This window comes from Streptomyces sp. NPDC007945 (genome assembly GCF_042958885.1).
Taxonomy (GTDB): Bacteria; Actinomycetota; Actinomycetes; order Streptomycetales; family Streptomycetaceae; genus Streptomyces.
Genome location: NZ_JBIBJV010000002.1, coordinates 1,034,161 through 1,059,128 on the forward strand (window position 1 = coordinate 1,034,161; position 24,968 = coordinate 1,059,128).

Sequence of the window (24,968 nt, forward strand, 5' to 3'; positions counted from 1 at the left end):
TTCGCGCCCCCGCGCCCCCGCGCCTCGTGCCGAAGGCCCCGCCCGACGACTCGGGCGGGGCCTTTCCCGTACGGCCGGGCCGGGGCTCAGACCGGCACCTCCCGCACGGGCTCGGCCGGCTCGCCGCGGAGGCGGCGGGCGCGGAGTCCGGCGAGGGCGACCAACGCCCCCGCCGCGGCCATCGCCACCGGCACGACGAGCGCCGCGCGGAAGCCGGCGAGACCCCCGCCGACGAGCCCGTACACCGCCGTCACGGCGGCGATGCCGATCGCCGAACCGAACTGGGTCGCGGTGGTCAGCAGCCCGCCCGCGAGCCCCTGCTCCTCCTCCGCCACCCCGTCCGTGCCCGCGATGGTCAGCGGCCCGTACGCGAGGGAGAAGGCGAGGCCCGTGAGGAGGAGGGTCGGGAACATCACCGCGTACGACCAGTCGGGGCCCACCGGGAGGAAGAGCAGGTACGCGGCGAGGGCGGCGAGGAAGCCGCCGAGGACCACCCTGGCGTTGCCGTACCGGGCCACCAGGCGCGGGGTCACCGTCGGCGCGAGGAGCGCGTCGATGCCCATGACGAGCAGGGCAAGGGCGGTGTGCAGCGACGACCAGCCGCGCAGCTCCTGGAGGTAGAGCGTGGCGACGAACTGGAAGCCGAAGAAGGCGCCGACGAAGAGCAGCGCGCCGAGGTCGGCGCGGAGCACGGACGGCGTGCGCAGCAGCCCGAGCCGGACGAGCGGGACGGCGGCCCGGCGCTCGACGCGGACGAAGACGGCGGCGAGCGCGGCCCCGGCGGCGAAGACGGCGAGGGTGAGCGCCCAGCCGTCGAGCCCGTGCTCCAGGCGGATGACGCCGTACGCGAGGAGCAGCATCGTCCCGGCGGCGACGAGCGCCCCGGCGAGGTCGAAGCCGCCCCGGAGCGGGGCCGGTGACCGTTCGTCCTTCGGTACGAGGCGGACGGCGGCGGCCAGCAGCACGGCGGCGAACAGGACGGGCGCGATGAAGACCCAGCGCCAGCCGAACTGGGTGAGCAGGCCGCCGGTGACGAGCCCGAGCGAGAAGCCGCCGCCCGCGACGCCGGCGAAGACCAGCAGGGCCTTGTCGCGCTGCGGGCCCTCCGGGTAGGAGGTGGTGATGACGGAGAGGGCCGCCGGGGTCATGAAGGCGGCGGCGACACCGGTGGCGAAGCGGGCGAGGACGAGCGTCGGGCCGTCGTCGGCGAGGGCGCCGAGGCCGGAGAAGAGCAGGAAAACGGTGAGCCAGCCGAGGAACATCCGGCGTCTGCCGAGGAGGTCGGCTGCGCGGCCGCCGAGCAGCGTGAAGCCGGCGTAGCCGAGGACGTAGGCGGACATGACCCAGGCGGCGGTGGCGGTGGTGAGGCCGAGGTCGGCGCGGAGGGTGGGGACGGCGACGGCGAGCATGGCGACGTCGATGCCTTCGAGGAAGACGGCACCGCTGAGGACGAGGAGCAGGCCCCAGGCACGTGAAGACACAACTGCCTCCGAGGAGAAGGGGTTTGGGGTGGGCTGGTTACTGCCCTGAGGGCCGGTTCCCTCTTGTGACCACCTCGATCCTGCGGGAGCATCGGGAGGCATGGAAGAAGGCACTTCGAAGTCACCCGGTACCTCTGGAGTAACCATGGGCACGCGGGGCTGCCACCCCGACGGCGCCGGCGAGGCGGACCCCTTCCAGTGGGACACCCGCGAGGACTGCGAGGTCCGCCAGATCCTGGACCGGATCGCCGACAAGTGGTCGCTGCTCGTCATCGCGCTCCTGGAGAACCGGGTCGTGCGGTTCTCGCAGCTCCGGCGCGAGATCGACGGCATCAGCCAGCGCATGCTGACGGTCACCCTGCGGCAGCTGGAGCGTGACGGGCTGGTCCGCCGGACGGTCCATCCGACGGTGCCGCCGCGCGTCGACTACGAGCTGACGGCGCTGGGGGCGACCCTGCACACCACGATCCGCGCGCTGGTCACCTGGACGGAGCTCCACCAGAACGAGATAGCCGCCGCCCGAGCCCACTACGACGCCCGGCCCCCCGCCACCTCCTGACCGTCCGGCGCGCGAGCGGCGCCCTCGCCGCACCCCCGTGTGGGCAGGCGTCTCGCTGGGTGCGGGACGGGTGGGCACACGGGACGGCGCGCCCAGCCGCGCCCAGGCTCCGGTGCCTGAACCCGCACCACGAGTGCGACGCCGTAGCGGTGCGGGTCCAGGCCCAAAGCGGAAGCACCCGCAGAAGGGTGCCCGTCCCTGTGGGAAAACCGGCCGCGGCGCGCGGGGGCGCGCGGTATACGTGGGGGATGGAACCGCTGCACTGGAAAGTCGTGATCGACGCGCGCGACCCGCACGCGCAGGCCGCCTTCTGGGCCGCCGCCCTCGGCTACGTCGAGGAGGACCACAGCGCCCTCGTGGGGAAACTGCTCGGCTTCGGAGCCGTACCGCCCGAGGCGACCCTGACCGTGCACCCCGGGACGCCGGAGGAGCGCCTCGGGTGGCACGACCTCGCCGCCGTACGGCACCCGGACGACCCGCTGTCGGAGGAGAACGGCGCCGGCCTCGGCCGCCGGATCCTCTTCCAGCGGGTCCCGGAGGAGAAGACCGTGAAGAACCGCATCCACCTCGACGTGCACGCCGGTCCCGACGCCCGCGACGCCCAGGTGGAGCGCCTGGTGAAGCTCGGCGCCGCCGTACAGCGGCAGGTGGCGGAGCAGGGCGGCTCCTGGGTGGTGATGACCGACCCCGAGGGCAACGAATTCTGCGTGCAGTAGCGGCAGCGGCTCCCTCTCCGGCGGCGAAGGGCTAGTCGCGTCGCACCTCGAAGTGGAAGCAGCCGTACTCGACCGCCCGCACGTGCACCAGCGCGACCGCCGGATCCGCGAAGGCCTCGTCGAACGCCCCGTCCAGGCCGGGGAGTTCGACGAGCCGCCCGCCGAGGATCCGGCCGTCCGCCCCGTACCGCCGCACCGTCCGCAGCGCACCCGCCCGTTCGAAGGGGTACGTCTCCCCGCCCGCCTCGAAGCCCTCGCACTCCTCCGCGTGGACGAACACGGGCCCCACCTCGTCGTACGCCCCCGGCGCCGCCCCGGTCACGGCCGCCCACCGCCGCAGCGGGGCGTACGCGACGAGGGCGAGGCGCTCGCCGGGACGGGCGGGGCGCAGGCAGCAGCGCAGCGGTTCGCCGCCCTCCTCCGCCGTGTAGGGGACGCAGGGGCGCCCGGCGTCGTCGACGGACCGGAGCGCGGCGAGGGCGGCGGGCTCGACGGCCCGCGGCGTGTAGAGGCTCATGCGCCCACCCTCGCCCCGCCGCCGCCGGGCCGCTGGCGGCATTCGGACCCCTAGGCCGGATCGATGCGCCGGTGCAGGAGGCAGAAGACGTTGCCCTCCGGGTCCTCCAGGACGTGCCAGTTCTCCTCGCCCGTCTGCCCGACGTCCGCCGGCCTCGCGCCGAGGGAGAGCAGCCGTTCCAGTTCGGCGTCCTGGTCGCGGTCGGTCGGGTTGACGTCGATGTGGAGGCGGAGCTTCTCGGCGCGAGGGGCGCTGTTCGGGCTGAGGACGAGCGTCGGCTGCGGTCCGCCGAAGCCGGCGTCGGGTGGCCCGATCTCGATGCTTCCGTCGTCCTCCCGGCCGATCTCGACGTACCCGAGGACCTCGCTCCAGAAGACGGCGAGCCGTTCGGGGTCGGCGCATTCCAGGATCAACTCGCTGATGCGGCATGCCATGCGCTCCAGCGTACGGTCCTCCACCGCTCCCGGCGACGGCGACGGCTTCCGCTACAGGCGCCGTACCACCGCCGCCTCCGCCCGTTCCACCGACGCGCGGCCGTGGGCGTGGACGAGGGCGAGGTGGAAGAGGGCGGGCGCGAGCGGGGCCCAGCGGTGGCGCCGTTCCGGGGAGAGGAGGTGGCGGACCACGTCGGCCGTGCGGAACGGCACGTACTCCATGGCGGTGTGCTCCCAGCGGTCCGGGACGCCCCGGCTCGTACGGGCCCGCAGTTCCTCGCCCGTCAGGCCGGTCAGCCGCGCGGTGAAGTGCGCGCTCCACATCCGGCTCTCGACGTCGAGCACGAACGCGAGCAGCGTGAGCGTGTACTCGCCGGGTTCCAGGGCGAGTTCCTCGCGCATGCCGCGCCGGGCGACGGCGTGCAGCTCGGGCGCGTGGCGGCCGGAGGAGTCGATGTTCCGGGCCAGGCCCTCGTTCACGGAGGAGTTCCACAGGCCGGGCGCGGTCCTGACCCGGTCCCCGCGCCGGCTGATCACCAGTAGGTCGTCGGCGGTGACGACGGCGATGTTCACGCCGAAGCTGCACTGGAGGAAGGCGGGCGCGGTCAGCGGGGCGTCCGGTTCCAGCCAGCGTCCGCGCGGGGTGGAGCCGTCGGGCAGCCGCCGGTCGAGCTGCTGGGCGGCGAGGAAGGTGTAGTAGTCGGTGGGCCGCAATCGCAGGTGCACCTCGGGGGCCTCGTCGAGGGGTGTACGGGTCACCTCGACGGACTCGACCGCGTACCGTTCCCCGTTCCAGACCGGCTGCCGCTCGCCGGCCGCGGCGACCCGTGCCTCCTCCGCCTCGATCTCGGCCCGCCAGGGCGCCAGTTCCGGAGGCAGTTCGACCGCGCCGTCGAGCACCTGCACGTGGACGGCCTCGGGGGCGATCGGCCGCTCCCCGTCGCCTTCGACGATCAGCGCGGAGGTGTGCAGCGGCCCGATCGAGAACGTGCTCCAGGCGCCGCCCTGCTCGGGCCGGTACGTCAGGCTCCGCACCTTCCCCGCGGCGCGGCGCCGCGCCTTGAACCAGAGGTCCTGCGCCGACTGCTGGAAGAGGGTGGCGAAGACGACGCCGAGGACGGCGCCGAGGATTCCGTTGCCGAGGTCTATGTCCACGCGCAGCAGCCTAGGTTGTCGCACCCGGGCCCTACGCTCCGGCCGAGGGGACGACGGGCGAGGAAGTGGGGCGAGAGGTCATGGGCGGAGACTGCTGGTGGCAGACGGGGCCGTACGAAGCCGACCTCGCGGTCGCCTTTCGGCGGGCGCAGGAGGACGAGCTGGCCGAGGACGACCGCGGGTTCCCGGGTCGCACGATCGACGAGCTGTGGAGGAGCGGGGACTGGGCCGAGTACATCTTCACGGGCGGCACGGCCACGGTCCTGGACCAGGTCCGCACGGCCGACGCGACGGAGCCCGAAACCGGGCCCTACATGCGCCCGTTGACCGAGGAGGAGGTCCGCGCCTGGTGCCCGCACGGCAAGCCCACGGCCGCGGAGTGGACGGCCGCCCTCGGCGCCGACCTCGATCTCTACCCCTCCCGGGGCCTCGGCCGCTGCACGGTCCTGTACGAAGGAGGCGAACCGACGCGGATCGGCTACTGGGGCGTCACCGCGGACTGATCCCCCTCACGCCTCCGCGAGCAGGTCACGGGCGAACTCCGCCAGCACTTCGGCGAGTTCGCCGGGGCGGGAGGCCATCGGCCAGTGGCCCGAGTCGAGGTCGAGGCAGGTGAGGCGGCGGGCGCGGGCGAGTTCGGGGCTCTCGCCCGCGGCGATCCACTCCCGCGCCTGGGCGGGGGTGAACTCGGGGCAGACGAGGGCGACGGGCACGTCGAAGCGGCGCTCGTCGGTGAGGCGTACGGCTCCCCTGGCGACCGCCTCGGGCACCGGCACGGCGGCGGACGCGATCCGGTCCCGGGCCCGCTCGTCCAGGTCGGCCGCGTCCGGGCCTTCGAAGGGAGCCCAGCCGGGGAAGGGCACGGCGCCGTCCACGACCGGGAAGAAGTCGGCGTACGCCCGCCCGTCGGGGGCCGGGAAACCGCCGACCAGCGCGACCCCGCCCACCTTCGCCGGCCGCGCGTCGGCGGCCAGCCAGGCCAGGGTCGCCGCCGCCGAGTGCCCCACGACCAGCGGTCTCCCCTCCGTCGCGTCGACCGCCGCGAGCACGGCGGCCCGCTGGTCCGCGAGGGTCGCGGCCGTGTCGCCGTCCCCCTGTCCGGGCAGGGCGACGGGCACGGCCCGGTGGCCGAGGGCGGCGAGTCCGGGGACGACGTCGTCCCAGGCGGATGCGTCCAGCCACAGACCGGCGACGAGCAGGATGTCCACGCGGTACTCCCGGGGGCGAAGGCGAGCGCTGTCGGTTCTGACGGCCGGCACGTTACGCGCCCCCTCCGACAACCGGGCGGCGCCGGGTGTCACGGGCGTCACGGGTGGAGCTTCTCCCCCTTCGCCAGCATCGCCACGTACGTCGCGATCCGCCGCGCCCGGGTCTCGGCCCTCTTCGCGTCCTGGATCCGGTACAGGACGGCGTACCGGTTCGGGCGGTCGAGCGTCTCGAAGAAGGCCGCCGCGGCCGGTTCGGCCGCGAGGGCCGCGGCGAGGTCGTCCGGCACCGTGGCGGTCTTCGGGCTGTCGTACGCCGCCTCCCAGCGCCCGTCCGCCTTCGCCCGGTCGATCTCGGCCTGCCCGGGCGGCCGCATCCGGCCCTGTTCGATCAGGGCCGTCGCCTTGTCGCGGTTGATCTTGGACCACCTGCTGGTCCGCGTGCGCGGGGTGAACCGCTGGAGCCACCACTCGTCGTCGAGCTTCGCCTTCCGCCCGTCGATCCAGCCGTAGCAGAGGGCCACGTCGAGCGCCTGCGCGTAGTCCAGAGCGACGACCCCGGGCGTCTTCTTGCGGATCCTGAGCCAGATGCCGGGCCGGACGGAGTGGTGCTCGGCGAGCCACGCCTCGAACGCCTCGGCCGAATCGAACGCCATGGTCTCCAGGTCCTGAGTCACCCCGGCAGCCAACCACACCCGCCGACCCGGGGCGGCGAGAACCCGGACTTGACCCTCACGCGACGTGAGGCTGAAGGCTGACGGTCATGAGCGACCACCACGCCGACGGCGTCGGCTACTACGACGCCTTCGAGATCAGCCCCGTCCCCGCCCCCGGTCCCGACGCCGTGCCGCCGGAGCCGTTCCGCGGCATCTACGGCATGCCCGCCTTCGTCTCCCTGCCCACCGCCGACCTGGCCGCCTCCGTGGACTTCTGGACCCGCGGCCTCGGCTTCTTCGAGCTGTTCGCCGTCCCGGGGGTCCTGGTGCACCTGCGCCGCTGGGCCTTCCAGGACGTCCTGCTCGTCGCGGCGGACTCCGCCCCCGCGGAGGCGCCGGCGATGAGCGTCGGCTTCTCCTGCGTCCTCGGCCAGCTCGACGGGATCGTCGACGCCTGCCGGGCGGTGCGCCCCGACTCGGTCTCGGCCGACAGTCCCCGGGACACGCCCTGGAACACCCGCGACGTCGAGGTGATCACCCCGGAGAAGGCGCGGATCGTCCTCACGGCAGCGAAGCCGTACGACCCCGCCAGCAGAGAGGCGCGGAACCTCGCCGAGATCGGCATCACCGGACCGACCACCGCGGCCCGCCCCGGCGAGAATGACGAGCATGCCCGCCACTGACCCCCGGACCGGCCCCTTCGATGCGGACGACGGCACCAACCTCACCGGTCCGGCCGATCTCACCGGTCCGGCCGACGGCAGCGACCTCACCGATCCGGCCGGCGGCAGTGACCCCGCCGATCCGGCCGACGGCACCGATCCGGCCGACGGCACCGACAGCACCGGCGGGCTCACTGTCGGCACCGGCGGACTCACCGGCGGCACCGGCGGGCTCACCGTCGGACAGGTCTCCGCGCGCCTCGGCGTCACCGTCCGCGCGCTGCACCACTGGGACGAGATCGGTCTGGCCAGCCCCTCCCTCCGCACGGGCGCCGGCTACCGGCTCTACACCGCCGCCGACCTCGAACGCCTGCACCGCGTCGTCGTCTACCGCGAGCTGGGCCTCGGCCTGGACCGGATCCGGGCCGTCCTGGACGACGCCGGCACCGACGTCCCCGCCGCGCTGCGCGCCCAGCGCGCGCAGGTGGCGGAGCGCGTCGAGCGGCTCCGGCGGCTCGGCGCGGGCCTGGACCGGATGATCGAGGCGCACGAGCGGGGCCTGCTGCTGACCGTCGAGCAGCAGGCCGCGATCTTCGGCCCGGACTGGGACCCGGAGGGGCCGCTGAAGGCCCGGGAGCGGTACGGGGACACCCCGCAGTGGCGGCAGTACGCCGAACGCGCTGCGACCCGCACCCCCGAGGAGTGGCAGGCCGTCCACGACGCGGTGGCCGCCCTGGACCGCGACCTCGCGTCCGCGCTGGACGCGGGCGTCGCGCCGGGCAGCCGGGAGGCGAACGCCCTCGTCGACCGCCACCGCGCCGTCTTCGCCGCCTACTTCCCGCTGACGAGGGAGAGGCAGGTCTGCCTCGCCCGCATGTACGCCTCGGATCCGGGCTTCGCCGCGCACTACGACGGGGTCCGCCCGGGCCTGGCGGCCTGGTTCAGCGGGATCGTGGACGCGAGCGCCCGTGCCCACGGCGTCGACCCGGACGCGGCGACCTGGGAGTAGAGGGGGCTGGAACCGGACGGCGACGAGGGCGGAGGCCACCCGCCCCCCTTCTCCGACGCCTGGACGACCTCCTCCCGTATCCGTCAACTCCCTTTCAGGCAAAGGCAGTCCGAGCTGCGAGCCGTCGAACGGACGAGGTGTAACCGGCCATGCGGATGGGGAGACACGGACCGTCCGGGGTGATCGGCACCGCGGGCTCGACCGGGAGAAGGAGCGTCGGGGATGCCGCAGCAGGGGACCGTGAAGTGGTTCAACGCGGAGAAGGGGTACGGCTTCATCGCGACGGACGGCGGTGGCGCGGACGTGTTCGTCCACTACTCGGCGATCCAGACCGACGGCTACAAGTCCCTCGACGAGAACCAGCGCGTCGAGTTCGAGGTGACCCAGGGCACCAAGGGCCCGCAGGCCGAGGCGGTACGCCCGCTCTGACCTCCGGAGTACGCCCGAAGGCCCGGACGGTCCACGGCCCGGGCCTGATCTCCCGGGGCGGTACGACGGCATAGCGTGCTGCCCGACGGCGGATCGTCCGCCGGAGGGGAGCGCGCATGAACACGGCTGCACCGGTAGCGCTGGTCACGGGCGGCAACAGGGGCATCGGCCGGGAGACCGCCCGGCAGCTCGCCGGACTCGGGCACACGGTCCTGCTGTCCGCCCGCCGTTCGGAGGACGCCGAACGGGCCGCCGCAGAGCCGGTCGCCCCGGGCGGGTCCGGCACGCTGCTGCCGTGCCGGCTGGACGTGACCGACACCGATTCCGTCCGGGCTCTCGCGCGGCGCGTCGAGGAGGAGTTCGGGCGCCTCGACGTCCTCGTCAACAACGCGGCCGTCAACTACGACACGGCCCGCCGGGCCGTCTCCGTCGACCTCGACGAGGTCCGCCGCACCCTGGAGACCAACGTCTTCGGCGCCTGGCGGACCACGCAGGAGTTCCTGCCGCTGCTCCGCCGTTCGCCCCGCGCGCGCGTGGTGAACGTCTCCAGCGAATCCGGCTCCCTGGAGGGCATGTCCGGCGGCACGCCCGCCTACGGCGTCTCGAAGGCCGCGCTCAACGCCCTGACCCGCAAGCTCGCCGACGAACTGCGCGCCGACCGGATCCTGGTCAACGCCGTCTGTCCTGGCTGGATCGCCACCGACATGGGCGGCCCGGGCGGCGCCCCCGTCGACCAGGGCGCCACTCGCGTCGTCTGGGCGGCCACCCTGCCGGACTCCGGCCCGACCGGCGGCTTCTTCCGCGACGGGGAACCGCTGCCCTGGTAGCGCCGCGGGGGGTTGAGGCCGCCCCCCGGGCCTGGGAGGCTCTGACGGTGATCGACGACTTCGCGAAGGAACACCTGCACGACCGCCTCCGCAGGGTGCGCGAGGCGCTGCTCTGGAAGCTCGACGGGCTCGGCGAGTACGACGTCCGGCGCCCCCTGACCCCGACGGGCACCAACCTCCTCGGCCTGGTCAAGCACCTCGCGCTGCTGGAGTCCGCGTACTTCGGCATGGTCTTCGACCGCCCGTTCCCCGAGCCCCTGCCCCGCTGGGACGACCCGTCGACGCACGGCACCGACCTGTGGGCGACCGAGGACGAGACGCGCGAGGAGATCGTCGACCGCTACCGCCGCGCCTGGGCGCACGCCGACGCGACGATCGCCGCCCTCCCCCTCGACGCCCCCGGCCACGTCCCGTGGTGGCCCCACCCCGACGTCCGGCTGTTCACCGTCCTGGCGCACATGCTCACCGAGACGACCCGCCACGCCGGCCACGCCGACATCCTCCGCGAACAACTGGACGGCACCACGGGCCTGACGCCCCACCACGCCACCGACCACGACGCGGCCACCCGCGACGCGCACTACGCGAAGGTGGAACAGGCCGCGCGGGCAGCCGCCCGCTGAGACAGGCCCCGAACCCCTCACCCCTCACCGTGCCGGTAACGGAGGCAAGCGTCTGGCCGGGCGGTCACGCCTCCTTCAGGAGGTTGCGGATGAAGTCACGGGACTCCGTGGGGGTCAATGCCTGGCTGCGGATGATGCCGTAGCGCAGATCCAGCAGCCTGAGGACCTTGGGATCGGTCGTCGGGCGACTGCCGTTGAGGTCCTCGGAGCGGCCGGCTGCCGAGCCGTCAGGGAACTTCAGGAGGTGGAGGCTGCCCGACAGGCCCGGGTGCTGCGCATTCGCCGTCGGCATCACCTGAATCTCCACGTTCGGGAGGTCCGCGACCTCCAGGAGGTGCTCCAGTTGGCGGGCCATCACCGCTCTCCCGCCGACGGGGCGCCGCAGCGCCCACTCCTCCGCCACGAAGCTGAACTCCGGTGCGGGCAGCCGGTGCAGCACCCGCTGTCGCCCGATTCGGATGGCCACGTACCGTTCCAGCTCCTTCGGCTGGTACAGCGGGCGGAATGTCCGCATGATCGCTCGTGCGTAGTCCTCGGTCTGGAGCAGACCGTGCAGGCAGAAGATCGTGTACATGGAGAACTCGACCGCCTGACCCTCCAGCTTCGCAAGGTCTCGCGGTCTCTTGGGGTACCGGACCGCCAGGACGTCGGGCTTCATCGCCGAGATGAGGCCGTTCGCTCCCAGGGCCTCGTCCGCCTTGTCCAGGAACTCGGGACGCGGGATACGGGCCCCGCGCTCGACCTTCCGGACGATGTCCTCGCCGTATCCGATCAGCCGCCCGAGCTCGACCGCACGCAGCCCCTTCGCCTCCCGCCACAACTTGATCTGGCGCCCGACCATGACCACGATCGCGGCGCCCGAGTCGTCACCGGGCGCCAAGTCCCAGGTCGGCCCTTCGGTCTTCGCACCGCTTCGCCCGGCCGCGTTTGCGTCCACGCGTATCCGCCTCTCTGACCCCCGGGACAAGCCGGGACAGCCCGGGACGCCCCCCGGACAGTGACCGTACGTAAGGACATTTCCGGTGCGCAGCGTAGACACCGCCCCTCACGCTTGGTCACATGAACCCCGAAACCAGCCAACTCATGGCGACCGCACGCCACTTCACCCTCCAGCTCTCCTCGACGCCCAGAGGGGCGCGGTTGGCCAGGCTGCTGGCCGTCGAGCAGCTGCGTCACTGGGGGTTGGGGCACATGGGGGAGGCGGTGGAGCAGGTCGTGGCCGAGCTGGCGAACAACGCCGTGACGCACGGGCACGTGCCGGGGCGGGACTTCCGGGTGCGGGTCGCGGCGACCGGCGCGGTGGTGCGGGTCGAGGTGACGGACACGCGGGGTGACGACGCGCCCCGTGTCGAGGAGGCGTCCCCCGACGCCGAGAGCGGGCGGGGGCTCCTGCTCGTCGGGGCGCTGGCCCGGGAGTGGGGAGTGCGGCAGGGGCCCGCGCCGCAGAAGACCGTCTGGGCCGAACTCCCGCTGCCATGAGGCTTCGCCGCGACGTGGGGGCTCGCGTCGCGGCGGTGCGCGACGTAAAAGACAAATCCCGGGGAAAGCCCCTACCCAACCCCTCCAGCCTCCCCGCCGGAGCCCCGTCACTCTCCCGGGTGATCTGCGACAACTGGCCTGGATTCGGGGCGGGTTGCGTGGCATATGCTCCAGCCACCACTCCACTTGAAATGCGACGGCCCCCGGCGGGGACTGGCATCCCTGCCGAGGGCCTGACCAACGAGGAAGTAGACCCTTCCCGATGGCTTCCGAGCACCCTAACGCGCGCCCGCACGACCGTGGGCTCATTCACCGCAACGTCCGGCTCACCAGCCGTTACGTCGTCATCAGCAACGACCTCGCCCAGCACCCCGACCTGACCGTCCCGGCGGTCGGGCTCGCCGTCATCATCCAGTCGCTGCCCGCCGGCACGCCCGTCGGGATCAAGGCGCTCGCCGCCCGCACCAAGGGGCTGAGCGAGGTGAGGATCGCGGCGGCCCTGCGGGAGCTGGAGGCGGCCGGGTTCCTCTCGCGGACCCGGGAGCGGCTGGCCGACGGGCGGTTCATCCCGCGCACGATCTCGTACAACCGGCCGGGGGCTGAGCCCCGCGCCGTACGGGAGACCCCGGCAACCCGGCAGGCCCCCGAGGCAGCGCGAGAGGCCCAGGAGAAGGCTCCGGCCCCAGAAGCCCTTGACCCGCGGCCGGTCCCCCGGGCGGCCACACCCTCACCGACCCCCGCACCCGCCGCACCACCTATGACCACGCCCGCGCCGCCCATACTCGCGCCCACGACCACGCCGCCCCCACCCACGCCCCGGCCCACGTCGCCCGCCCACACGGCCGCGCCGCTCGCGCTCGCACCCACCCCCTCGCCGCCCCCGCCCTCCCCCCTTCCCGAGCGGCATCTCCCCGCCGCCGCGCTCCTCGCCGCGCTTCGGGTGCGGGAGCCCCGGTTGCTGCTGTCGGAGCGGGACGTGCGGCGGCTCGCACCGGGGGTGACCGAGTGGCTGGAGCGCGGGGCGCATCCGGAGGCGGTGAGCCGGACGCTCTGCGCGGCCATCCCCCACGACCTCGCGCATCCGGCGGGGCTCCTGGCGCACCGGCTGGCGGCGCTCATGCCGCCGCCCCTGCCCGCCGGGCCCGTCGCCCCACCACCCCCGGACCCCTTCCAGAACTGCGACGACTGCGACCGCGCCTTCCGCGCCCCGGAACCGGGCCTGTGCGGCGGCTGCCGGGCATCGGCCGCCGCCTAGCACCGCCGCACCACGCCGCCCCAAGGCCACGCAGCCCCCGAGGCGGCGGTGCGTTCCCGCCCGGCGAGGCGCCCACCGCCCGCCCCACCGGAGGCAGTACCTCCGCCGAGCCCCACACACACGCCGCCCACCGGGCACCCCACCGGAGGCAGTACCTCCGCCGAACCCCGACACCCACGCGACGCCCGCCGGGCACCCCACCGGAGGCAGTACCTCCGCCAAGTCAGCGCCCAGAGGCGTCCGTTCAGCGAACGCGCCTGACCGGAATCAGGTCTTGACGGGACATCGTCACGTCACTGAGCATTCAGCACACGCACACCGGCTGTAGGGATCCCCGTCAACACCCCTGCGCCCCACGTGCCACCTGTACAGCTCCAACGCCTCGCGTCACCCACGGCGCGAGGCGCTCGCACGTTCCGTCCCATCCCCGTTCGGAATCCGGAGCCCCCACATGAAGCTCTCCGCGAGACTGGCCGCCCTGGCCGGATCCTCCGCCCTGGTCCTGGGTGCCCTCGCCGGTGCCGTCCCGGCGGTCGCCGCGCCCGCCGGCGCCACGGCCGCACCGGACATCCCGGTCGCCAACGTCAAGCAGCACTTGACCGACCTGCAGTCCCTCGCGACCGCCAACGGCGGCAACCGCGCGCACGGCCGGCCCGGCTACAAGGCCTCCATCGACTTCGTGAAGGCGAAGCTGGACGCGGCCGGATACACCACGAGCGTCCAGCAGTTCACGTACAACGGCACCACCGGCTACAACCTGATAGCCGACTGGCCGGGCGGCGACCCGAACCAGGTCGTCATGGCCGGCTCGCACCTCGACTCGGTCTCCTCGGGCCCCGGCATCAACGACAACGGCTCCGGTTCCGCCGCGATCCTGGAGACCGCGCTCGCCGTCGCCCGCTCCGGCTACCAGCCCTCCAAGCACCTGCGCTTCGGCTGGTGGGGCGCGGAGGAGCTCGGCCTGGTCGGGTCGAAGTACTACGTGAACAACCTCGCCTCCACCGAGCGGGCGAAGCTCAAGGGCTACCTCAACTTCGACATGATCGGCTCGCCGAACCCGGGCTACTTCGTCTACGACGACGACCCGACGATCGAGGCGACCTTCAAGAACTACTTCGCCGGGATCGGCGTCCCGACCGAGATCGAGACCGAGGGCGACGGCCGTTCCGACCACGCGTCCTTCAAGAACGTCGGCATCCCGGTCGGCGGTCTCTTCACCGGCGCCAGCCGGGTGAAGACCAGCGCCCAGGTCTCCAAGTGGGGCGGTACGGCCACGGCCTTCGACCGCTGCTACCACTCGTCCTGCGACACCACGGCGAACATCAACGACACGGCCCTGGACCGCAACAGCGACGCCATCGCGCACGCGATCTGGACCCTGTCCGGCACCGCCACGCCGCCCACCGGCACGGTCTTCGAGAACACCGCCGACGTCTCCATCCCGGACAACGGCGCCGCGGTGACCTCCTCCGTGACCGTCTCCGGCGTCGCGGGCAACGCGCCGGCCACCCTCGCCGTGGGCGTGGACATCGTCCACCCCTACCGCGGTGACCTGGTCGTCGACCTCGTCGCGCCCGACGGCACGGTCTACAACCTGCACAACCGGAGCGGCGGCAGCGCCGACAACATCCAGCAGACCTACACGGTGAACGCCTCCAGCGAGGTCGCCAACGGCGTGTGGAAGCTGCGCGCGCAGGACGTGGCGTCCGCCGACGTCGGCTACGTCAACGGGTTCAAGCTGACGTTCCCGTAGGCGACGAAGCGACACCCAGCCACCCGGGTGGGCCGGTGACCTGTTCCCGGCCCACCCGGGGCACCAACGTCTCCGCTACTTCGCGGAGACGGCGGCGTCGGCGGCGGCCACCAGCGCCTGCGGCGTCACGGCACCGACGTAGACCTTGCCGTCGTCCGTCATCAGCGCGTTGACGATCTTGGTCTTGAAGACGGTGCCGGAGCCGAACTTCCCGCTCACCTCGTCGCCGAGCGAGTCCAGGAAGCCCTGGAACTCCTTCGGCGCCTCCTCCGTCTTCGGCGCGGGCGCGCCGGAGTCGAAGGCGGCGATGGCGGTCCAGCCCTCGCCGATGATCTCGGGGCCGTTCGCGTCCGCGCCGCCGAGACCGCCGAGACCGAAGTCGCCGAGGGCCTTCTCCAGGTCCTCCGGGGCCTTGCCGTGGTCGCCGCGGCCCTCGCCGAGCTCCTTCTCCAGCCGGTCGCCCTCGGTGACCTTCGCGCCCTTCGGGACGGTGAAGTCGAACTCCGAGGCCGCCGGCCTGCCGAAGTCGACCTTCGTGAAGCCCGCGTCGACGACCGGCTTGCCGCCGCTCGTGGAGTCGAGGGTGAACTTCAGGGGGGTGCCGGTGGCCGCGTCCACCGCGATGGTGATCGAGTCGACCGTCGAGCCCTGCTGCTTCGGCTCGACGACGAGCCGGTACGCGTCGCGGCCCGCGACGTTCGCCGTGCCGCCGACCGTGATCGAGGTGGTGTCCCCGGCGGCCTTCAGCACCTCGTCGGCGAGCTCCTTCGGGGAGGCCGGGAGCTCCTTCCCGGCGGCCGGACCGCCTTCCTCCTCCGCGCCCGCGCCGCCCTTCTCGTGGAAGACCGTGTTCGAGCGGGAGTCGTAGGCCCACACGTCGTCGCCGTCGTGGACGAGGCTGTACTGCTCCTTGCCGTCGAGCAGCGTCAACTTCTGGCGCTCGGGGCCGTCGGCGGCGACCTTCAGGGTGTGCGTGCCGGCGACCAGCTTGCCGAGCTGCGCGGACGGGTCCGCGGTGCCCTCGCCCGCGCCGGAAGCTTCGCCGGAGGCCATGCCGTCCGCGATGCCGCCGAGCAGGCCGTCGAGGGCCGGCAGGCCGAGGTCGGTGGAGATCTTGAAGGTGCCGGACAGGGTCTGGGTGTCCGAGGCGGCGATCTTCTCGATGAGCTGCTGGGCGGTGATCTCCGGCAGGTCCGGGTCGCCGGACGCGGCGAGCGCCGGGACGAGTCCGATGGTCGCGGCGGCGATTCCGGCCACCGCGACCGGGACGACGTACCTGCTTGCCTTGCGCTGTGCTGCCATGGTCTGTGATCCCTCCGTGCCCTGGCGGACTGCTTCTCGATGTCTCCATCCCACCAGGACGGGCGCCGGGAATCGTCAGCCCGGGGGATCAACCTCGCGTACCCCTCCGGGATGACGTCCCCTAGGGTCCGGGACGACATCCCCCGGGGAGGGGCGTCGGGGGGCGTCAGCCCGCCCGGTGCACCACCGCGTCGCACAGCTCCATCAGGGCCGACTTGGCGTAGCCGTCGGGCAGCGGCGCCAGCATGGCCCTGGCCTCCTCGGCGTACCGCACGGTGTCCCGGCGGGCCTGCTCCAGGGCGGGGTGGGCGCGGAGCCGCCGGAGCACCTCGGCGTGCCGCTCGTCGTCGGTGAGGTCGCCGTCGACGAGGGCGACGAGCTCCAGGTCCTCGGGGCGGCCGTGGGCGGCCGCGGCGGCCCGCAGGCGCAGGACGGGGAGGGTGGGGACGCCCTCGCGGAGGTCGGTGCCGGGGGTCTTGCCGGACTCGTGGCCCTCGGAGGCGATGTCGAGGACGTCGTCGGCGAGCTGGAAGGCGACGCCGAGCCGCTCGCCGTACTGGGTGAGGATGTCGACGACCGACTCGTCGGCGCCGGACATCATCGCGCCGAAGCGGCAGGAGACGGCGACGAGGGAGCCCGTCTTGCCGCCGAGGACGTCGAGGTAGTGGTCGACGGGGTCGCGGCCGTCGACGGGGCCCGCGGTCTCCAGGATCTGGCCGGTGACGAGCCGCTCGAACGCCTCGGCCTGGATCCGTACGGCCTCCGGCCCGAGGTCCGCGAGGGTGTGCGAGGCGCGGGCGAAGAGGAAGTCGCCGGTCAGGACGGCGAGCGAGTTGCCCCAGCGGCTGTTCGCGCTGGGCACGCCCCGGCGCACGGCCGCCTCGTCCATGACGTCGTCGTGGTAGAGGGTGGCCAGATGGGTGAGCTCGACGACGACGGCCGCGGGCACGACGCCGGGCGCGTAGGGGTCGCCGAACTGGGCGGCGAGCATCACGAGCAGCGGCCGGAACCGCTTGCCACCGGCGAGCACCAGGTGCTGGGCGGCCTCGGTGATGAAGGGGACATCGCTCTTGGTGGCGTCGAGGAGGCCGGCCTCGACGGCCGCCAACCCCGTCTGGACATCGGCCTCGAGAGCCTGGTCCCGCACGCTAAGACCGAACGGCCCGACGACGGTCACGAGGGGATCTCCTGTCTGCTGACGTCTGCTGACGCTGGTCCTTGACGCTCCGGACCGCACGCCGACGACTGGGATTGTCGATGTGTCGGTCCATTCACTCAAGCCAGCGTATCCGGTCACGTTTCGATCACCGTGGGCGCCTTCCCGTCACCCCCGGTATGTTCGGGATCAGCTCATACGACCAGGAGTAGGCGTTTTGTCCCGAACCAAGATCCGCACCGACTTCCCGTACGAGACCCGGCACGAGGACCTCCGCATCCCGATGCCGGACGGCACCCCGCTCTACGCGCGCGTGTGGCGGCCGGTCACCGACGAACCCGTCCCCGCGCTCCTGGAATACCTCCCCCACCGGCTCACCGACGCGACCGCGCCCCGCGACTGGCAGCGCCACCCCTGGTACGCGGGCCACGGCTACGCCTCCGTACGGGTCGACGTCCGCGGCCACGGCAACAGCGGGGGCCTGCCCGGCGACGCGTACGACGCCACCGAGCTCGCCGACGGCGTCGCCGTCGTGCACTGGCTCGCCGAGCAGGAATGGTGCACGGGCAGGGTCGGCATGTTCGGGATCTCCTGGGGCGGCACCAACAGCCTCCGGATCGCCGCCCTCGCCCCCGAGCCGCTCAAGGCGGTCGTCACCGTCTGCTCCACCGACGACCGCTACGACAACGACGTCCACTACCTGGGCGGCTCCGTCCTCGGCGCCGGCATGCACGCCTGGGCCGCCGCCCTGCTCGCCTCCGTCTGCCGCCCGCCCGACCCCCGGTACGCCGGCGAGGAGTGGCGCGACCTGTGGGCGCGCCGCCTGGAGGCCGTCGAGCCCCTCGTCCACACCTGGCTCTCCCACCAGACCCGGGACGACCACTGGAGGCACGGCAGCGTCCGCGAGGACTACGGGGCGATCGAGGCCGCCGTCCTCGCCGTCGGCGGCTGGCACGACCCCTACCGCGACACCGTCCTCCGGCTGGTCGAGCACCTCCCCCGGGACCGCGTCCGCGGCATCATCGGCCCCTGGTCCCACCAGTACCCCGACCGCGGCCTGCCGCCCGGCCCCGCCATCGGCTTCCTCCAGGAGACCCTCCGCTGGTGGGACCACCACCTCAAGGGCGCCGCGGCGTCCGACGGCGCGGGCGACGTCATGGCCGAGCCGCTGCTCCGCGCCTGGATCAGCGAGTCCCACCCGCCGGCCACCGTGTACGAGGAGCTGCCCGGCCGCTGGGTCGCCGAGCCGTCCTGGCCGTCCCCGCACGTCGTCCCCGTCACGTACGGCTTCGGCGGCGAGCCCGTCGTCGTCGCCTCCCCGCAGCAGACCGGCATCGACGCCGGCCGCTTCCTCCCCTCCGGGAACGACGCCGACCTGCCGCCCGACCAGCGCGACGAGGACGCCCACTCGGCCTGCTTCGACTTCCCCGTGCCTCCCGACGGCGAGCCGATCGAGATCCTCGGCCGGCCCCGCGTCACCCTGCGCCTCATGGCGCCCGCGCCGACCGGCCAGGTCGCCGTCCGGCTCTGCGACATCGCCCCCGACGGCTCCTCCACCCTCGTCACCCGGGGCGCCCTCAACCTCTCCGCCCGCGACGACCGCGACCGGTCCGCCGACGCGCAGGCCGGCGCACGGGAGGACGTCGACCTCGAACTGAACGGCATCGGACACGCCTTCCCGCCCGGCCACCGCGTCCGGCTCGCCGTCTCCTCCGCGTACTGGCCGTGGCTCTGGCCCCGGCCCGACGCCGCCGGCTTCACCCTCGACCCCGCCGGTTCCTCCCTCACCCTTCCGGTCCGCGCCCACACGGACGACGCCGTCGCCTTCGAGGAGCCCGAGCAGTCCGCCCCGCTCGGGGTGTCGACGCCGGCGCCCCTGGAGACCCCCGAGGAGGCCCGCCCCGAACGGCTCGTCCTCCGCGACGTCGCCAAGGGCGAATGGACCCTCCGGGTCGACCCGCGGCACGGCGGCACGCGCGTGTACCCGGACGGCCTGGAGTACACCGAGGACGCCGTCGAGACGTACACGATCACCGAGGACGACCCGCTCTCCGCCCGCACCCGCTCCGAGTGGCACATCCGGCTCCACCGCCCCGAACTCGCCTGGGACGTCACCGTCGACACCCGCTCCGAGATCACCTGCGACGCCGACGCCTTCCACACCTCCGACGAGGTCGTCTGCAAGGAGGGCGGCGAGGTCGTCTTCCACCGCACCTGGGAAAAGCGGATCCCCCGCACGACGGGCTGAACCCGGGCCGTACGGGGGATCGCGGGGATTCCTAGGCGTCGGCCTTCCGGCGGCGCGCCACGAACACGGCACCCGCGCCGAGCACCACGGCCGCACCGGCGGCGGCGCCCAGCTCCGGCAGCCGGTCACCGGCACCGGTCGCGGCGAGCTGGCCACGGGTGCCGCCCTGCTGCACCGGCGCGTTCGACGCGGTCGACGTACGCACCGGGGCCGGGGCGGCGCTCGACGCGGACGGCGACGGGGTCGCGGTCGGAGCCGGCGTCGGGGTCGCCTCGACGGGCTCGACGACGTCGAAGTCGAACCTGGCGTACTGCTCGCTGATGCCGCAGGAGCCGTCCTCGTTCCCGTACTCGCCGCTGGCGGAGACGACGCCCTCGCCCGCCGGGGCCGCCGCGTCCACCGTCAGGCGCAGCGTGACGTCGGCCTTGCCGCCCTCGGCGATCGGGCCCAGCTCGATGGGGTCGAACTGCGAGGTCAGGTCGTTCCACTCACCGTCGGAGGCGGTCTGCCACTCCAGGGTGAAGTACTTGTCGAGGTTCGGGTGCTCCTCGTCGACGTCGTCCCAGGACTCCGGCAGCTGGATCGCGGAGACGACGGCGCTCACCGCGTCAAGGTCCTCGCCCGAGGCGTTCCTCACGGTCAGCGAGAAGTCGGCGCTGGACCCGGCGGCCACCTTCTTGGGCCCGGTGAGCCTGGAGACGAGGGAGCGGTCCACGACGCACTCCTCGAAGCCGCCCTGGTCGTCCCAGAACGCGTCGAGCGCGGCCTCGGCGTCGGCGAGCTCCCGCTCGGCGGCCCGGAGCTTCTCCTCGGTCCTGTGGTACGCCTTGGTCAGTTCGAGGACGGCTTCCTCGTAGGCCTTGTCGGCGGCCTTGTGCCGGAGGTCGGCGGCCGCCGCCGCCCCGGTGGCCTCGGTGAGCTTCGTCTCGGCGGCGGTGACGGCCGCGGTGGCGGCCTCCACCTCCTCGGGGGTGGCCTCGGGGTCGGCCTCGACCGCGGTCAGGGCGTCCTTCGCCGCGGTCAGCTCGGCCGCGGCGGTCTCCTTCGCCGTGACGGCCGCCTCGGCGGCCTCCGAGGCGGCGTCCAGCTCGGTCTTGAGGGCCGGGTCGACGGCGTTCGCGTCGACGTCCTTGAGGCGCTGCTTCAGCTCGGCCTTCAGGTCCTCGACCTTCTGCTCCGCGGCGGCGTACGCGGCCTCCAGCCGCTCCAGCTCCGCCAGGTCCAGCCCGTCCGGGTCCAGCCCGTCCGGGTCCTCCTGGCCGGCGTCCCGGGCGGTGGCGCCCTTCGACGCGGCCGGCTTCGGGGTCTCCGCGAAGGCGGGCCCGGCGGAGAGGAGCACGACGGGGGTGGTGACGGCGGCGGCGACGGCGGTCGCGAGCAAGCGGCGAATCTTCACGTGCGGACCTTCTCCTGGTCAGGGAAGAGAGAAAGGGGGGCGCGCGCCCGCGGAAGTCCTCACGCGGGGGCGACGCCACCGTGATCGTAGGCCCCGGAAGACCCCGTCGGCAGGGGCCGTTTCCGCAGCTCGGAACCGGTACCTGCGCCTCCCCCGACACAAACCGTCCGCACCCGGACAGTTGCTCTCTTCCCGGCCGCTTTCTCTGTGATCCATGTCATCCGCGCCCGCCGCCCCGACCCGTAACGTGTCCCTCACCCATCACGCGAAAGCGAGGCACGCACCGATGTCCGAGCACAGCCCGCTCGACCTGGCCGAGGGCGATCCCTTCGGCCCGCACAACCTCCCGTACGGCGTCTTCTCCACCGGTGACGAGCCGGCGCGGCGCCGGCTCGGTGTCCGGATCGGCGGGTACGTGCTGGACGCGGGGGCCGCGGCGCACGCGCTGGGGTCGCCGTACGCCTCCCTGCTCGACCGGCCGAGCCTCGGCCCGCTGCTCGCGGCGGGCCGGACCGCCTGGCGGGACGTGCGCCGGGCGCTGACCGCCTGGGTGACGGTGCCGGCCCACCGCCCGGAGATCGAGCCGCTGCTCCACCCGCTCGACGCGGTGACGCTGCACCTGCCGTACGAGGTCGCGGACTACGTGGACTTCTACGCGAGCGAGCACCACGCCACCAACGTGGGCCGGATGTTCCGGCCGGACGGCGACCCGCTGACGCCCAACTGGAAGCACCTGCCGATCGGTTACCACGGCCGCGCGGGCACCGTCGTCGTCTCGGGCACGGACGTGGTGCGCCCCTCCGGGCAGCGGAAGACGCCCGCCGACGCGGCGCCGGTCTTCGGCCCGTCGGTGAAGCTGGACATCGAGGCGGAGGTCGGCTTCCTCGTCGGCACCCCGTCGGAGCTCGGCACCCCGGTGCCGCTCTCCGCCTTCCGGGACCACGTCTTCGGCCTGACGCTGCTCAACGACTGGTCGGCGCGGGACGTGCAGGCGTGGGAGTACGTGCCGCTCGGCCCGTTCCTCGGCAAGTCCTTCCAGACCTCGGTGTCGGCGTGGGTGACGCCCCTGGAGGCCCTGGACGCGGCCCGTGTCGCGCCGCCGGCCCGGGACTTCCCCCTCCTGCCGTACCTGGACGACGCGGCGGAGGAGGAGCCCGGCGGCTACGACGTGCGGATCACCGTCGAGATCAACGGCGAGGTGGTGGCCGAGCCGCCGTTCTCCACCATGTACTGGACGGCCGCGCAGCAGCTCGCGCACATGACGGTGAACGGCGCCTCCCTGCGCACCGGCGACCTCTACGGCTCCGGCACGGTCTCCGGCCCCGAGGTGAACCAGCGCGGCTCGCTCCTGGAGCTGACCTGGAACGGCCGGGACGCCCTCGAACTCTCCGGCGGCAAGCGGACGTTCCTGGAGGACGGCGACGAGGTCGTGCTGACCGCGTGGGCGCCCGGCCCGGACGGCACCCGGGTGGGCCTGGGCGAGGTCCGGGGCCGGATCGCCCCCGCGGTGGCGTAGCTAGCCGACCCGCCAGAGCGCGGGCACGTTCGGCGGCTCCCAGCCGGCCATGGCGGTGTGGGCCTGGAGGCAGACGTAGCCCACGCCGCCGTACGTGACCCGGTCCCCGGCCGCGTACGACCGTCCGGCGGTCCACGTGCCGCCGGGCGGGGCGGTGGTGGGGGTGCCGGTCGGCGTGGGCGTCGGGCCGGGGGTCTGCGGCACGTCGATGACGAAGTCGAAGGCCGCCTCGCGGCCCCCGCCCGCGTCCCGCACGGTCATCAGCAGCCGTGGGTCGAAGATCGTGTCGGTGTTGTTCCGGGGCTCGTTCGGGAAGTACAGCTGGGTGGTCAGGATCGGCCGCCCTGGCGCCTGCACCTTCACGTGGAGGTGCCGGGTGCGGCCCGGGTAGAGCCCGGGGACGATGGTGGTGAGCTTGAACGAGCCGTCGGCACCGGTGAACTGGTGCCCGCGGAACTTGAACCCGGTGTTGTCGTACGCCCCGTTGGCGTCGGCCTGCCAGAAGTCCAGCAGCACGCCGGACACCGGGCGACAGGCGCGCCCGAAGACGTAGCCGCTGACGGTCAGCCGGGTCCCCGGGCCGTCCTGCAGGGTGCTCCGCAGCGGGGAGTTGGGCTTGAAGTAGGGGCCCTCCATCTGCGGCACGGTCAGGTCGTCGCCGTCGTCGCACTCGGGGGTGAGCGCGAGGCTGTCGCTGTCGCCGAGCGTGCGGGCGAGCGCCGGAACGCCCATGAGGACGGCCGGTGCGGCCATCCCGGCCGCGAGCGCCGCCCGCAGCACGGTCTTGCGGGTGACGTGCCCGGTACTGGTCGTGCTTTCGCTGTCCATGTGCCTGGCTCCTCAGGTGGGGTCTGGGGGTCGGCACGAACCTAGGGCGGCGGGGCGTCCGCTTCGATGGACGGAACAGGGCGCTCATGGTGTTTTCGAAAGCCCCCCGGGCTCATCCCCACCTCCCTCCGGAAGAACCGGCAGAAGTACGCGGGATCGTCGAACCCGACCCGGGCGCCCACCTGCCGCACGGACAGTCCGGTGGCGACCAGCAGCCGCTGCGCCTCGCGGGCCCGCGCCTCCCTCAGCAGCGCGGCGGGCGTCCGCCCGGTGGCGGCCCGTACGACCTCGTTGAGGTGCCCCGGCGTGACCCCGATCCGCCCGGCGCACTCCCGCACGGACAGCCCACCGCTCCCGGCGTCGGCCACGAGCCGCAGGAACTCCCGGGCGACCCCTTGCGGCGGCACCACGGCCCGCCCGCCCGGCATCCGCGCGGCCCGCACGAGCAGCACGTGCAGCAGCGACCGCAGCACCCCCGCGAAGCCGTCGTCCCCGCCCCGGTACTCCTCCGCCAACTCCCCCATCAGCAGTGAGGTCCGCGCGTGCGCCGCGGCGTCGAGATCCACCCAGGGCCGCTCCCCGAGACGCCGCAGCAGCTCCTCGTCCCCCGCCCCGCCCACCAGGAACTCCGGCGTGAACAGCACCAGCGATCCTTCGAGCCCCCGGACCCCTTCCCACCAGTGCACCTGCCCCGGCAGGATCACCCCGAGCTGCGGCGGCCGCAGCGCGTAGGACTCGGTGTCGATCACATGCGCGCCGGTCCCCTCCACGACGTGCACGATCTCGTAGAAGGTGTGCCGGTGCGGATGGTCGGCCCGCGACATGGGCCCCATCGCGTCGAACCCCCCGGCCGCGAACGGCACCCGCTCGGGCAGCCGCACCTCCAGCCGATGCACCGGCGGCTCCCCGTCCCGGGGCGCTTCGCACGGCGTCCCGGGTAAGACGGTGGTCTCGCGCACGGAACCCTCCCACAGGTACAGACCATTCGCCCCCTCCACGATCCCACGCGAACCCCGCCCTGTCAGGAGTCCCGGCGTCACCCCCCGTGTCCACTCCGCTGGGTCAGCCCCGGGTGCGGGTGGGAGGCGGGCGTTCGATGCTCCTTGCGGCGGGCTTCGGGGAGGAGCCGCCCGTGGACCCGGCGCCCGGTGGGCGCTTCCCCCTTCCAGAGGAGTACATCCGTGATGTCCGCACGACCCCGCGCCCTCAGGGCCGCCTTCGCCCTCACCGCTTCCGTCGCGCTGGCCCTGGGGGCCGCCGCTCCGGCCGTCTCGGCCGGTCCCGTCGCCCCGGTGGCGGGGGGCGACCACGGGTGGCCCCACCCGGACCTGGCGAAGTCGTACGAGGCGACGAAGAAGTACCGGTCGGAGCAGAAGGCCGTCGCCGACGGGTTCCGGCGCACCGACGTGTGCGTCGAGGACCAGAGCGACGCGCGGCTCGGCGGGATGGGGTACCACTACGTCAACCCCGCCAACATCGGCTCCACCGACCCGACGCGGCCCGCGGCCGTGATCTACGCGGAGGAGCACGGGACCGGGAAGCGTGAGCTGGTCGCCCTGGAGTGGGTCGTCCCGGACACCGGGCAGCCGGTGCCGCGGGCCTTCGACCGGGACTTCGACGGGCCGGACCCGATCCCGGGGCTCGGGGAGGTCTACTCCCTGCACGCCTGGATCTACAAGAAGAACCCGGCCGGGGTCTTCGCCCCGTACAACCCCCGGGTGCACTGCGGCCCCTGCCCGGAGAAGTAGCGGGGACGCGGAAG

At 73.5% G+C, this 24,968-nt stretch carries 26 protein-coding genes; 14 read left to right on the forward strand and 12 right to left on the reverse strand.

Annotation, left to right across the window (positions count from 1 at the left end):
• Positions 1-86: 86 nt before the first annotated feature.
• Positions 87-1,481 (reverse strand): MFS transporter, encoded by a 1,395-nt coding sequence (locus tag ACFZCF_RS10105; RefSeq protein WP_391285795.1) that lies wholly within the window; start codon positions 1,479-1,481, stop codon positions 87-89.
• 100 nt (positions 1,482-1,581) lie between these two features.
• On the opposite strand from ACFZCF_RS10105, the gene ACFZCF_RS10110 reads away from it, so the two are divergent.
• Positions 1,582-2,040 carry a winged helix-turn-helix transcriptional regulator gene (locus ACFZCF_RS10110; protein ID WP_391285797.1) on the forward strand — a complete coding sequence of 153 codons (459 nt, stop codon included), beginning with the start codon at positions 1,582-1,584 and terminating at the stop codon, positions 2,038-2,040.
• 248 nt (positions 2,041-2,288) lie between these two features.
• Complete coding sequence (locus tag ACFZCF_RS10115) at positions 2,289-2,756, forward strand: VOC family protein (protein ID WP_388437831.1); 468 nt, start codon at positions 2,289-2,291, stop codon at positions 2,754-2,756.
• A 31-nt stretch (positions 2,757-2,787) separates the two neighbouring features.
• Here ACFZCF_RS10115 and ACFZCF_RS10120 read toward each other — a convergent pair whose 3' ends face one another.
• From ACFZCF_RS10120 to ACFZCF_RS10130, 3 genes are read right to left on the reverse strand one after another with little or no spacing between them, the layout of a single operon-like run.
• On the reverse strand, positions 2,788-3,273 hold the full coding sequence (locus ACFZCF_RS10120) for a DUF1203 domain-containing protein (RefSeq protein ID WP_388437834.1): 486 nt from the start codon (positions 3,271-3,273) through the stop codon (positions 2,788-2,790).
• A gap of 50 nt (positions 3,274-3,323) precedes the next feature.
• Entirely contained in the window at positions 3,324-3,707 is a 384-nt protein-coding gene (locus ACFZCF_RS10125; protein ID WP_391285800.1) for a VOC family protein, read from the reverse strand.
• A gap of 51 nt (positions 3,708-3,758) precedes the next feature.
• Complete coding sequence (locus ACFZCF_RS10130; protein WP_391285802.1) at positions 3,759-4,862, reverse strand: hypothetical protein; 1,104 nt, start codon at positions 4,860-4,862, stop codon at positions 3,759-3,761.
• A gap of 80 nt (positions 4,863-4,942) precedes the next feature.
• Between ACFZCF_RS10130 and ACFZCF_RS10135 the strand changes: the two genes are divergently transcribed.
• Complete coding sequence (locus tag ACFZCF_RS10135; protein ID WP_391285804.1) at positions 4,943-5,365, forward strand: hypothetical protein; 423 nt, start codon at positions 4,943-4,945, stop codon at positions 5,363-5,365.
• A 6-nt stretch (positions 5,366-5,371) separates the two neighbouring features.
• On the opposite strand, the gene ACFZCF_RS10140 is transcribed toward ACFZCF_RS10135, so the two are convergent.
• Positions 5,372-6,070 carry an alpha/beta fold hydrolase gene (locus ACFZCF_RS10140; RefSeq protein WP_391285806.1) on the reverse strand — a complete coding sequence of 233 codons (699 nt, stop codon included), beginning with the start codon at positions 6,068-6,070 and terminating at the stop codon, positions 5,372-5,374.
• 98 nt (positions 6,071-6,168) lie between these two features.
• Positions 6,169-6,723, reverse strand: a complete 555-nt coding sequence (locus ACFZCF_RS10145; protein WP_391285807.1) for a YdeI/OmpD-associated family protein — start codon at positions 6,721-6,723, stop codon at positions 6,169-6,171.
• A gap of 107 nt (positions 6,724-6,830) precedes the next feature.
• Between ACFZCF_RS10145 and ACFZCF_RS10150 the strand changes: the two genes are divergently transcribed.
• The 5 genes from ACFZCF_RS10150 to ACFZCF_RS10170 all read left to right on the forward strand — a co-directional run bounded on the left by ACFZCF_RS10150 (position 6,831) and on the right by ACFZCF_RS10170 (position 10,273).
• On the forward strand, positions 6,831-7,406 hold the full coding sequence (locus ACFZCF_RS10150) for a VOC family protein (RefSeq protein ID WP_388437852.1): 576 nt from the start codon (positions 6,831-6,833) through the stop codon (positions 7,404-7,406).
• Positions 7,393-8,394, forward strand: coding sequence for a TipAS antibiotic-recognition domain-containing protein (locus ACFZCF_RS10155; RefSeq protein ID WP_391285809.1), 1,002 nt, complete (start codon positions 7,393-7,395; stop codon positions 8,392-8,394). Before ACFZCF_RS10150 ends, ACFZCF_RS10155 begins: the two co-directional genes overlap by 14 nt.
• 222 nt (positions 8,395-8,616) lie before the next feature.
• Positions 8,617-8,823, forward strand: a complete 207-nt coding sequence (locus ACFZCF_RS10160; protein ID WP_391285811.1) for a cold shock domain-containing protein — start codon at positions 8,617-8,619, stop codon at positions 8,821-8,823.
• A 116-nt stretch (positions 8,824-8,939) separates the two neighbouring features.
• The gene (locus tag ACFZCF_RS10165; protein ID WP_391285813.1) at positions 8,940-9,650 is read left to right on the forward strand and encodes an SDR family NAD(P)-dependent oxidoreductase; all 711 of its coding nucleotides are present in this window, start codon (positions 8,940-8,942) and stop codon (positions 9,648-9,650) included.
• A gap of 47 nt (positions 9,651-9,697) precedes the next feature.
• A complete protein-coding gene (locus ACFZCF_RS10170; protein ID WP_391285815.1) occupies positions 9,698-10,273 on the forward strand; it encodes a DUF664 domain-containing protein in 576 nt (191 codons plus the stop codon).
• 64 nt (positions 10,274-10,337) lie between these two features.
• Here the strand turns inward: ACFZCF_RS10170 and ACFZCF_RS10175 are convergent, their stop codons facing one another.
• Complete coding sequence (locus tag ACFZCF_RS10175) at positions 10,338-11,216, reverse strand: Scr1 family TA system antitoxin-like transcriptional regulator (protein ID WP_391286018.1); 879 nt, start codon at positions 11,214-11,216, stop codon at positions 10,338-10,340.
• Between the two features lie 116 nt (positions 11,217-11,332).
• Here ACFZCF_RS10175 and ACFZCF_RS10180 point away from each other — a divergent pair, with 116 nt between their 5' ends.
• From ACFZCF_RS10180 to ACFZCF_RS10190, 3 genes are all read left to right on the forward strand, one after another.
• Entirely contained in the window at positions 11,333-11,752 is a 420-nt protein-coding gene (locus ACFZCF_RS10180; protein WP_391285817.1) for an ATP-binding protein, read from the forward strand.
• Between the two features lie 262 nt (positions 11,753-12,014).
• A complete protein-coding gene (locus tag ACFZCF_RS10185) occupies positions 12,015-13,007 on the forward strand; it encodes a helix-turn-helix domain-containing protein (RefSeq protein ID WP_391285818.1) in 993 nt (330 codons plus the stop codon).
• Positions 13,008-13,458: 451 nt separating this feature from the next.
• On the forward strand, positions 13,459-14,760 hold the full coding sequence (locus ACFZCF_RS10190; protein WP_391285820.1) for a M28 family peptidase: 1,302 nt from the start codon (positions 13,459-13,461) through the stop codon (positions 14,758-14,760).
• A gap of 75 nt (positions 14,761-14,835) precedes the next feature.
• On the opposite strand, the gene ACFZCF_RS10195 is transcribed toward ACFZCF_RS10190, so the two are convergent.
• Both ACFZCF_RS10195 and ACFZCF_RS10200 read right to left on the reverse strand, forming a co-directional pair.
• The gene (locus ACFZCF_RS10195) at positions 14,836-16,062 is read right to left on the reverse strand and encodes an outer membrane lipoprotein carrier protein LolA (RefSeq protein WP_391285822.1); all 1,227 of its coding nucleotides are present in this window, start codon (positions 16,060-16,062) and stop codon (positions 14,836-14,838) included.
• 166 nt (positions 16,063-16,228) lie between these two features.
• Entirely contained in the window at positions 16,229-17,239 is a 1,011-nt protein-coding gene (locus ACFZCF_RS10200) for a polyprenyl synthetase family protein (RefSeq protein WP_391285824.1), read from the reverse strand.
• A gap of 262 nt (positions 17,240-17,501) precedes the next feature.
• On the opposite strand from ACFZCF_RS10200, the gene ACFZCF_RS10205 reads away from it, so the two are divergent.
• Complete coding sequence (locus tag ACFZCF_RS10205) at positions 17,502-19,466, forward strand: CocE/NonD family hydrolase (protein WP_391286020.1); 1,965 nt, start codon at positions 17,502-17,504, stop codon at positions 19,464-19,466.
• A gap of 31 nt (positions 19,467-19,497) precedes the next feature.
• On the opposite strand, the gene ACFZCF_RS10210 is transcribed toward ACFZCF_RS10205, so the two are convergent.
• On the reverse strand, positions 19,498-20,862 hold the full coding sequence (locus tag ACFZCF_RS10210; RefSeq protein WP_391285826.1) for a hypothetical protein: 1,365 nt from the start codon (positions 20,860-20,862) through the stop codon (positions 19,498-19,500).
• Between the two features lie 286 nt (positions 20,863-21,148).
• On the opposite strand from ACFZCF_RS10210, the gene fahA reads away from it, so the two are divergent.
• Positions 21,149-22,378: a fumarylacetoacetase gene (gene fahA, locus ACFZCF_RS10215; RefSeq protein WP_391285828.1), complete on the forward strand. Its 1,230-nt coding sequence runs from the start codon at positions 21,149-21,151 to the stop codon at positions 22,376-22,378.
• Here fahA and ACFZCF_RS10220 read toward each other — a convergent pair whose 3' ends face one another.
• The gene (locus tag ACFZCF_RS10220) at positions 22,379-23,206 is read right to left on the reverse strand and encodes a carbohydrate-binding protein (protein WP_388437898.1); all 828 of its coding nucleotides are present in this window, start codon (positions 23,204-23,206) and stop codon (positions 22,379-22,381) included.
• 41 nt (positions 23,207-23,247) lie between these two features.
• The gene (locus ACFZCF_RS10225; RefSeq protein ID WP_388437901.1) at positions 23,248-24,165 is read right to left on the reverse strand and encodes a helix-turn-helix domain-containing protein; all 918 of its coding nucleotides are present in this window, start codon (positions 24,163-24,165) and stop codon (positions 23,248-23,250) included.
• A 225-nt stretch (positions 24,166-24,390) separates the two neighbouring features.
• Between ACFZCF_RS10225 and ACFZCF_RS10230 the strand changes: the two genes are divergently transcribed.
• Complete coding sequence (locus tag ACFZCF_RS10230; RefSeq protein WP_391285831.1) at positions 24,391-24,954, forward strand: hypothetical protein; 564 nt, start codon at positions 24,391-24,393, stop codon at positions 24,952-24,954.
• The last annotated feature ends 14 nt before the right edge of the window (positions 24,955-24,968 follow it).

Excerpts from the sequence above, each read along its gene's own strand:
- ACFZCF_RS10110 (WP_391285797.1), top strand. The coding sequence starts at position 1,582 with ATGGAAGAAGGCACTTCGAAGTCACCCGGTACCTCTGGAGTAACCATG.
- ACFZCF_RS10115 (WP_388437831.1), top strand. The coding sequence starts at position 2,289 with ATGGAACCGCTGCACTGGAAAGTCGTGATCGACGCGCGCGACCCGCAC.
- ACFZCF_RS10120 (WP_388437834.1), bottom strand. The coding sequence starts at position 3,273 with ATGAGCCTCTACACGCCGCGGGCCGTCGAGCCCGCCGCCCTCGCCGCG.
- ACFZCF_RS10125 (WP_391285800.1), bottom strand. The coding sequence starts at position 3,707 with ATGGCATGCCGCATCAGCGAGTTGATCCTGGAATGCGCCGACCCCGAA.
- ACFZCF_RS10135 (WP_391285804.1), top strand. The coding sequence starts at position 4,943 with ATGGGCGGAGACTGCTGGTGGCAGACGGGGCCGTACGAAGCCGACCTC.
- ACFZCF_RS10145 (WP_391285807.1), bottom strand. The coding sequence starts at position 6,723 with ATGGCGTTCGATTCGGCCGAGGCGTTCGAGGCGTGGCTCGCCGAGCAC.
- ACFZCF_RS10150 (WP_388437852.1), top strand. The coding sequence starts at position 6,831 with ATGAGCGACCACCACGCCGACGGCGTCGGCTACTACGACGCCTTCGAG.
- ACFZCF_RS10155 (WP_391285809.1), top strand. The coding sequence starts at position 7,393 with ATGCCCGCCACTGACCCCCGGACCGGCCCCTTCGATGCGGACGACGGC.
- ACFZCF_RS10160 (WP_391285811.1), top strand. The coding sequence starts at position 8,617 with ATGCCGCAGCAGGGGACCGTGAAGTGGTTCAACGCGGAGAAGGGGTAC.
- ACFZCF_RS10165 (WP_391285813.1), top strand. The coding sequence starts at position 8,940 with ATGAACACGGCTGCACCGGTAGCGCTGGTCACGGGCGGCAACAGGGGC.
- ACFZCF_RS10180 (WP_391285817.1), top strand. The coding sequence starts at position 11,333 with ATGAACCCCGAAACCAGCCAACTCATGGCGACCGCACGCCACTTCACC.
- ACFZCF_RS10185 (WP_391285818.1), top strand. The coding sequence starts at position 12,015 with ATGGCTTCCGAGCACCCTAACGCGCGCCCGCACGACCGTGGGCTCATT.
- ACFZCF_RS10190 (WP_391285820.1), top strand. The coding sequence starts at position 13,459 with ATGAAGCTCTCCGCGAGACTGGCCGCCCTGGCCGGATCCTCCGCCCTG.
- ACFZCF_RS10195 (WP_391285822.1), bottom strand. The coding sequence starts at position 16,062 with ATGGCAGCACAGCGCAAGGCAAGCAGGTACGTCGTCCCGGTCGCGGTG.
- ACFZCF_RS10205 (WP_391286020.1), top strand. The coding sequence starts at position 17,502 with ATGCCGGACGGCACCCCGCTCTACGCGCGCGTGTGGCGGCCGGTCACC.
- fahA (WP_391285828.1), top strand. The coding sequence starts at position 21,149 with ATGTCCGAGCACAGCCCGCTCGACCTGGCCGAGGGCGATCCCTTCGGC.
- ACFZCF_RS10220 (WP_388437898.1), bottom strand. The coding sequence starts at position 23,206 with ATGGACAGCGAAAGCACGACCAGTACCGGGCACGTCACCCGCAAGACC.
- ACFZCF_RS10230 (WP_391285831.1), top strand. The coding sequence starts at position 24,391 with ATGTCCGCACGACCCCGCGCCCTCAGGGCCGCCTTCGCCCTCACCGCT.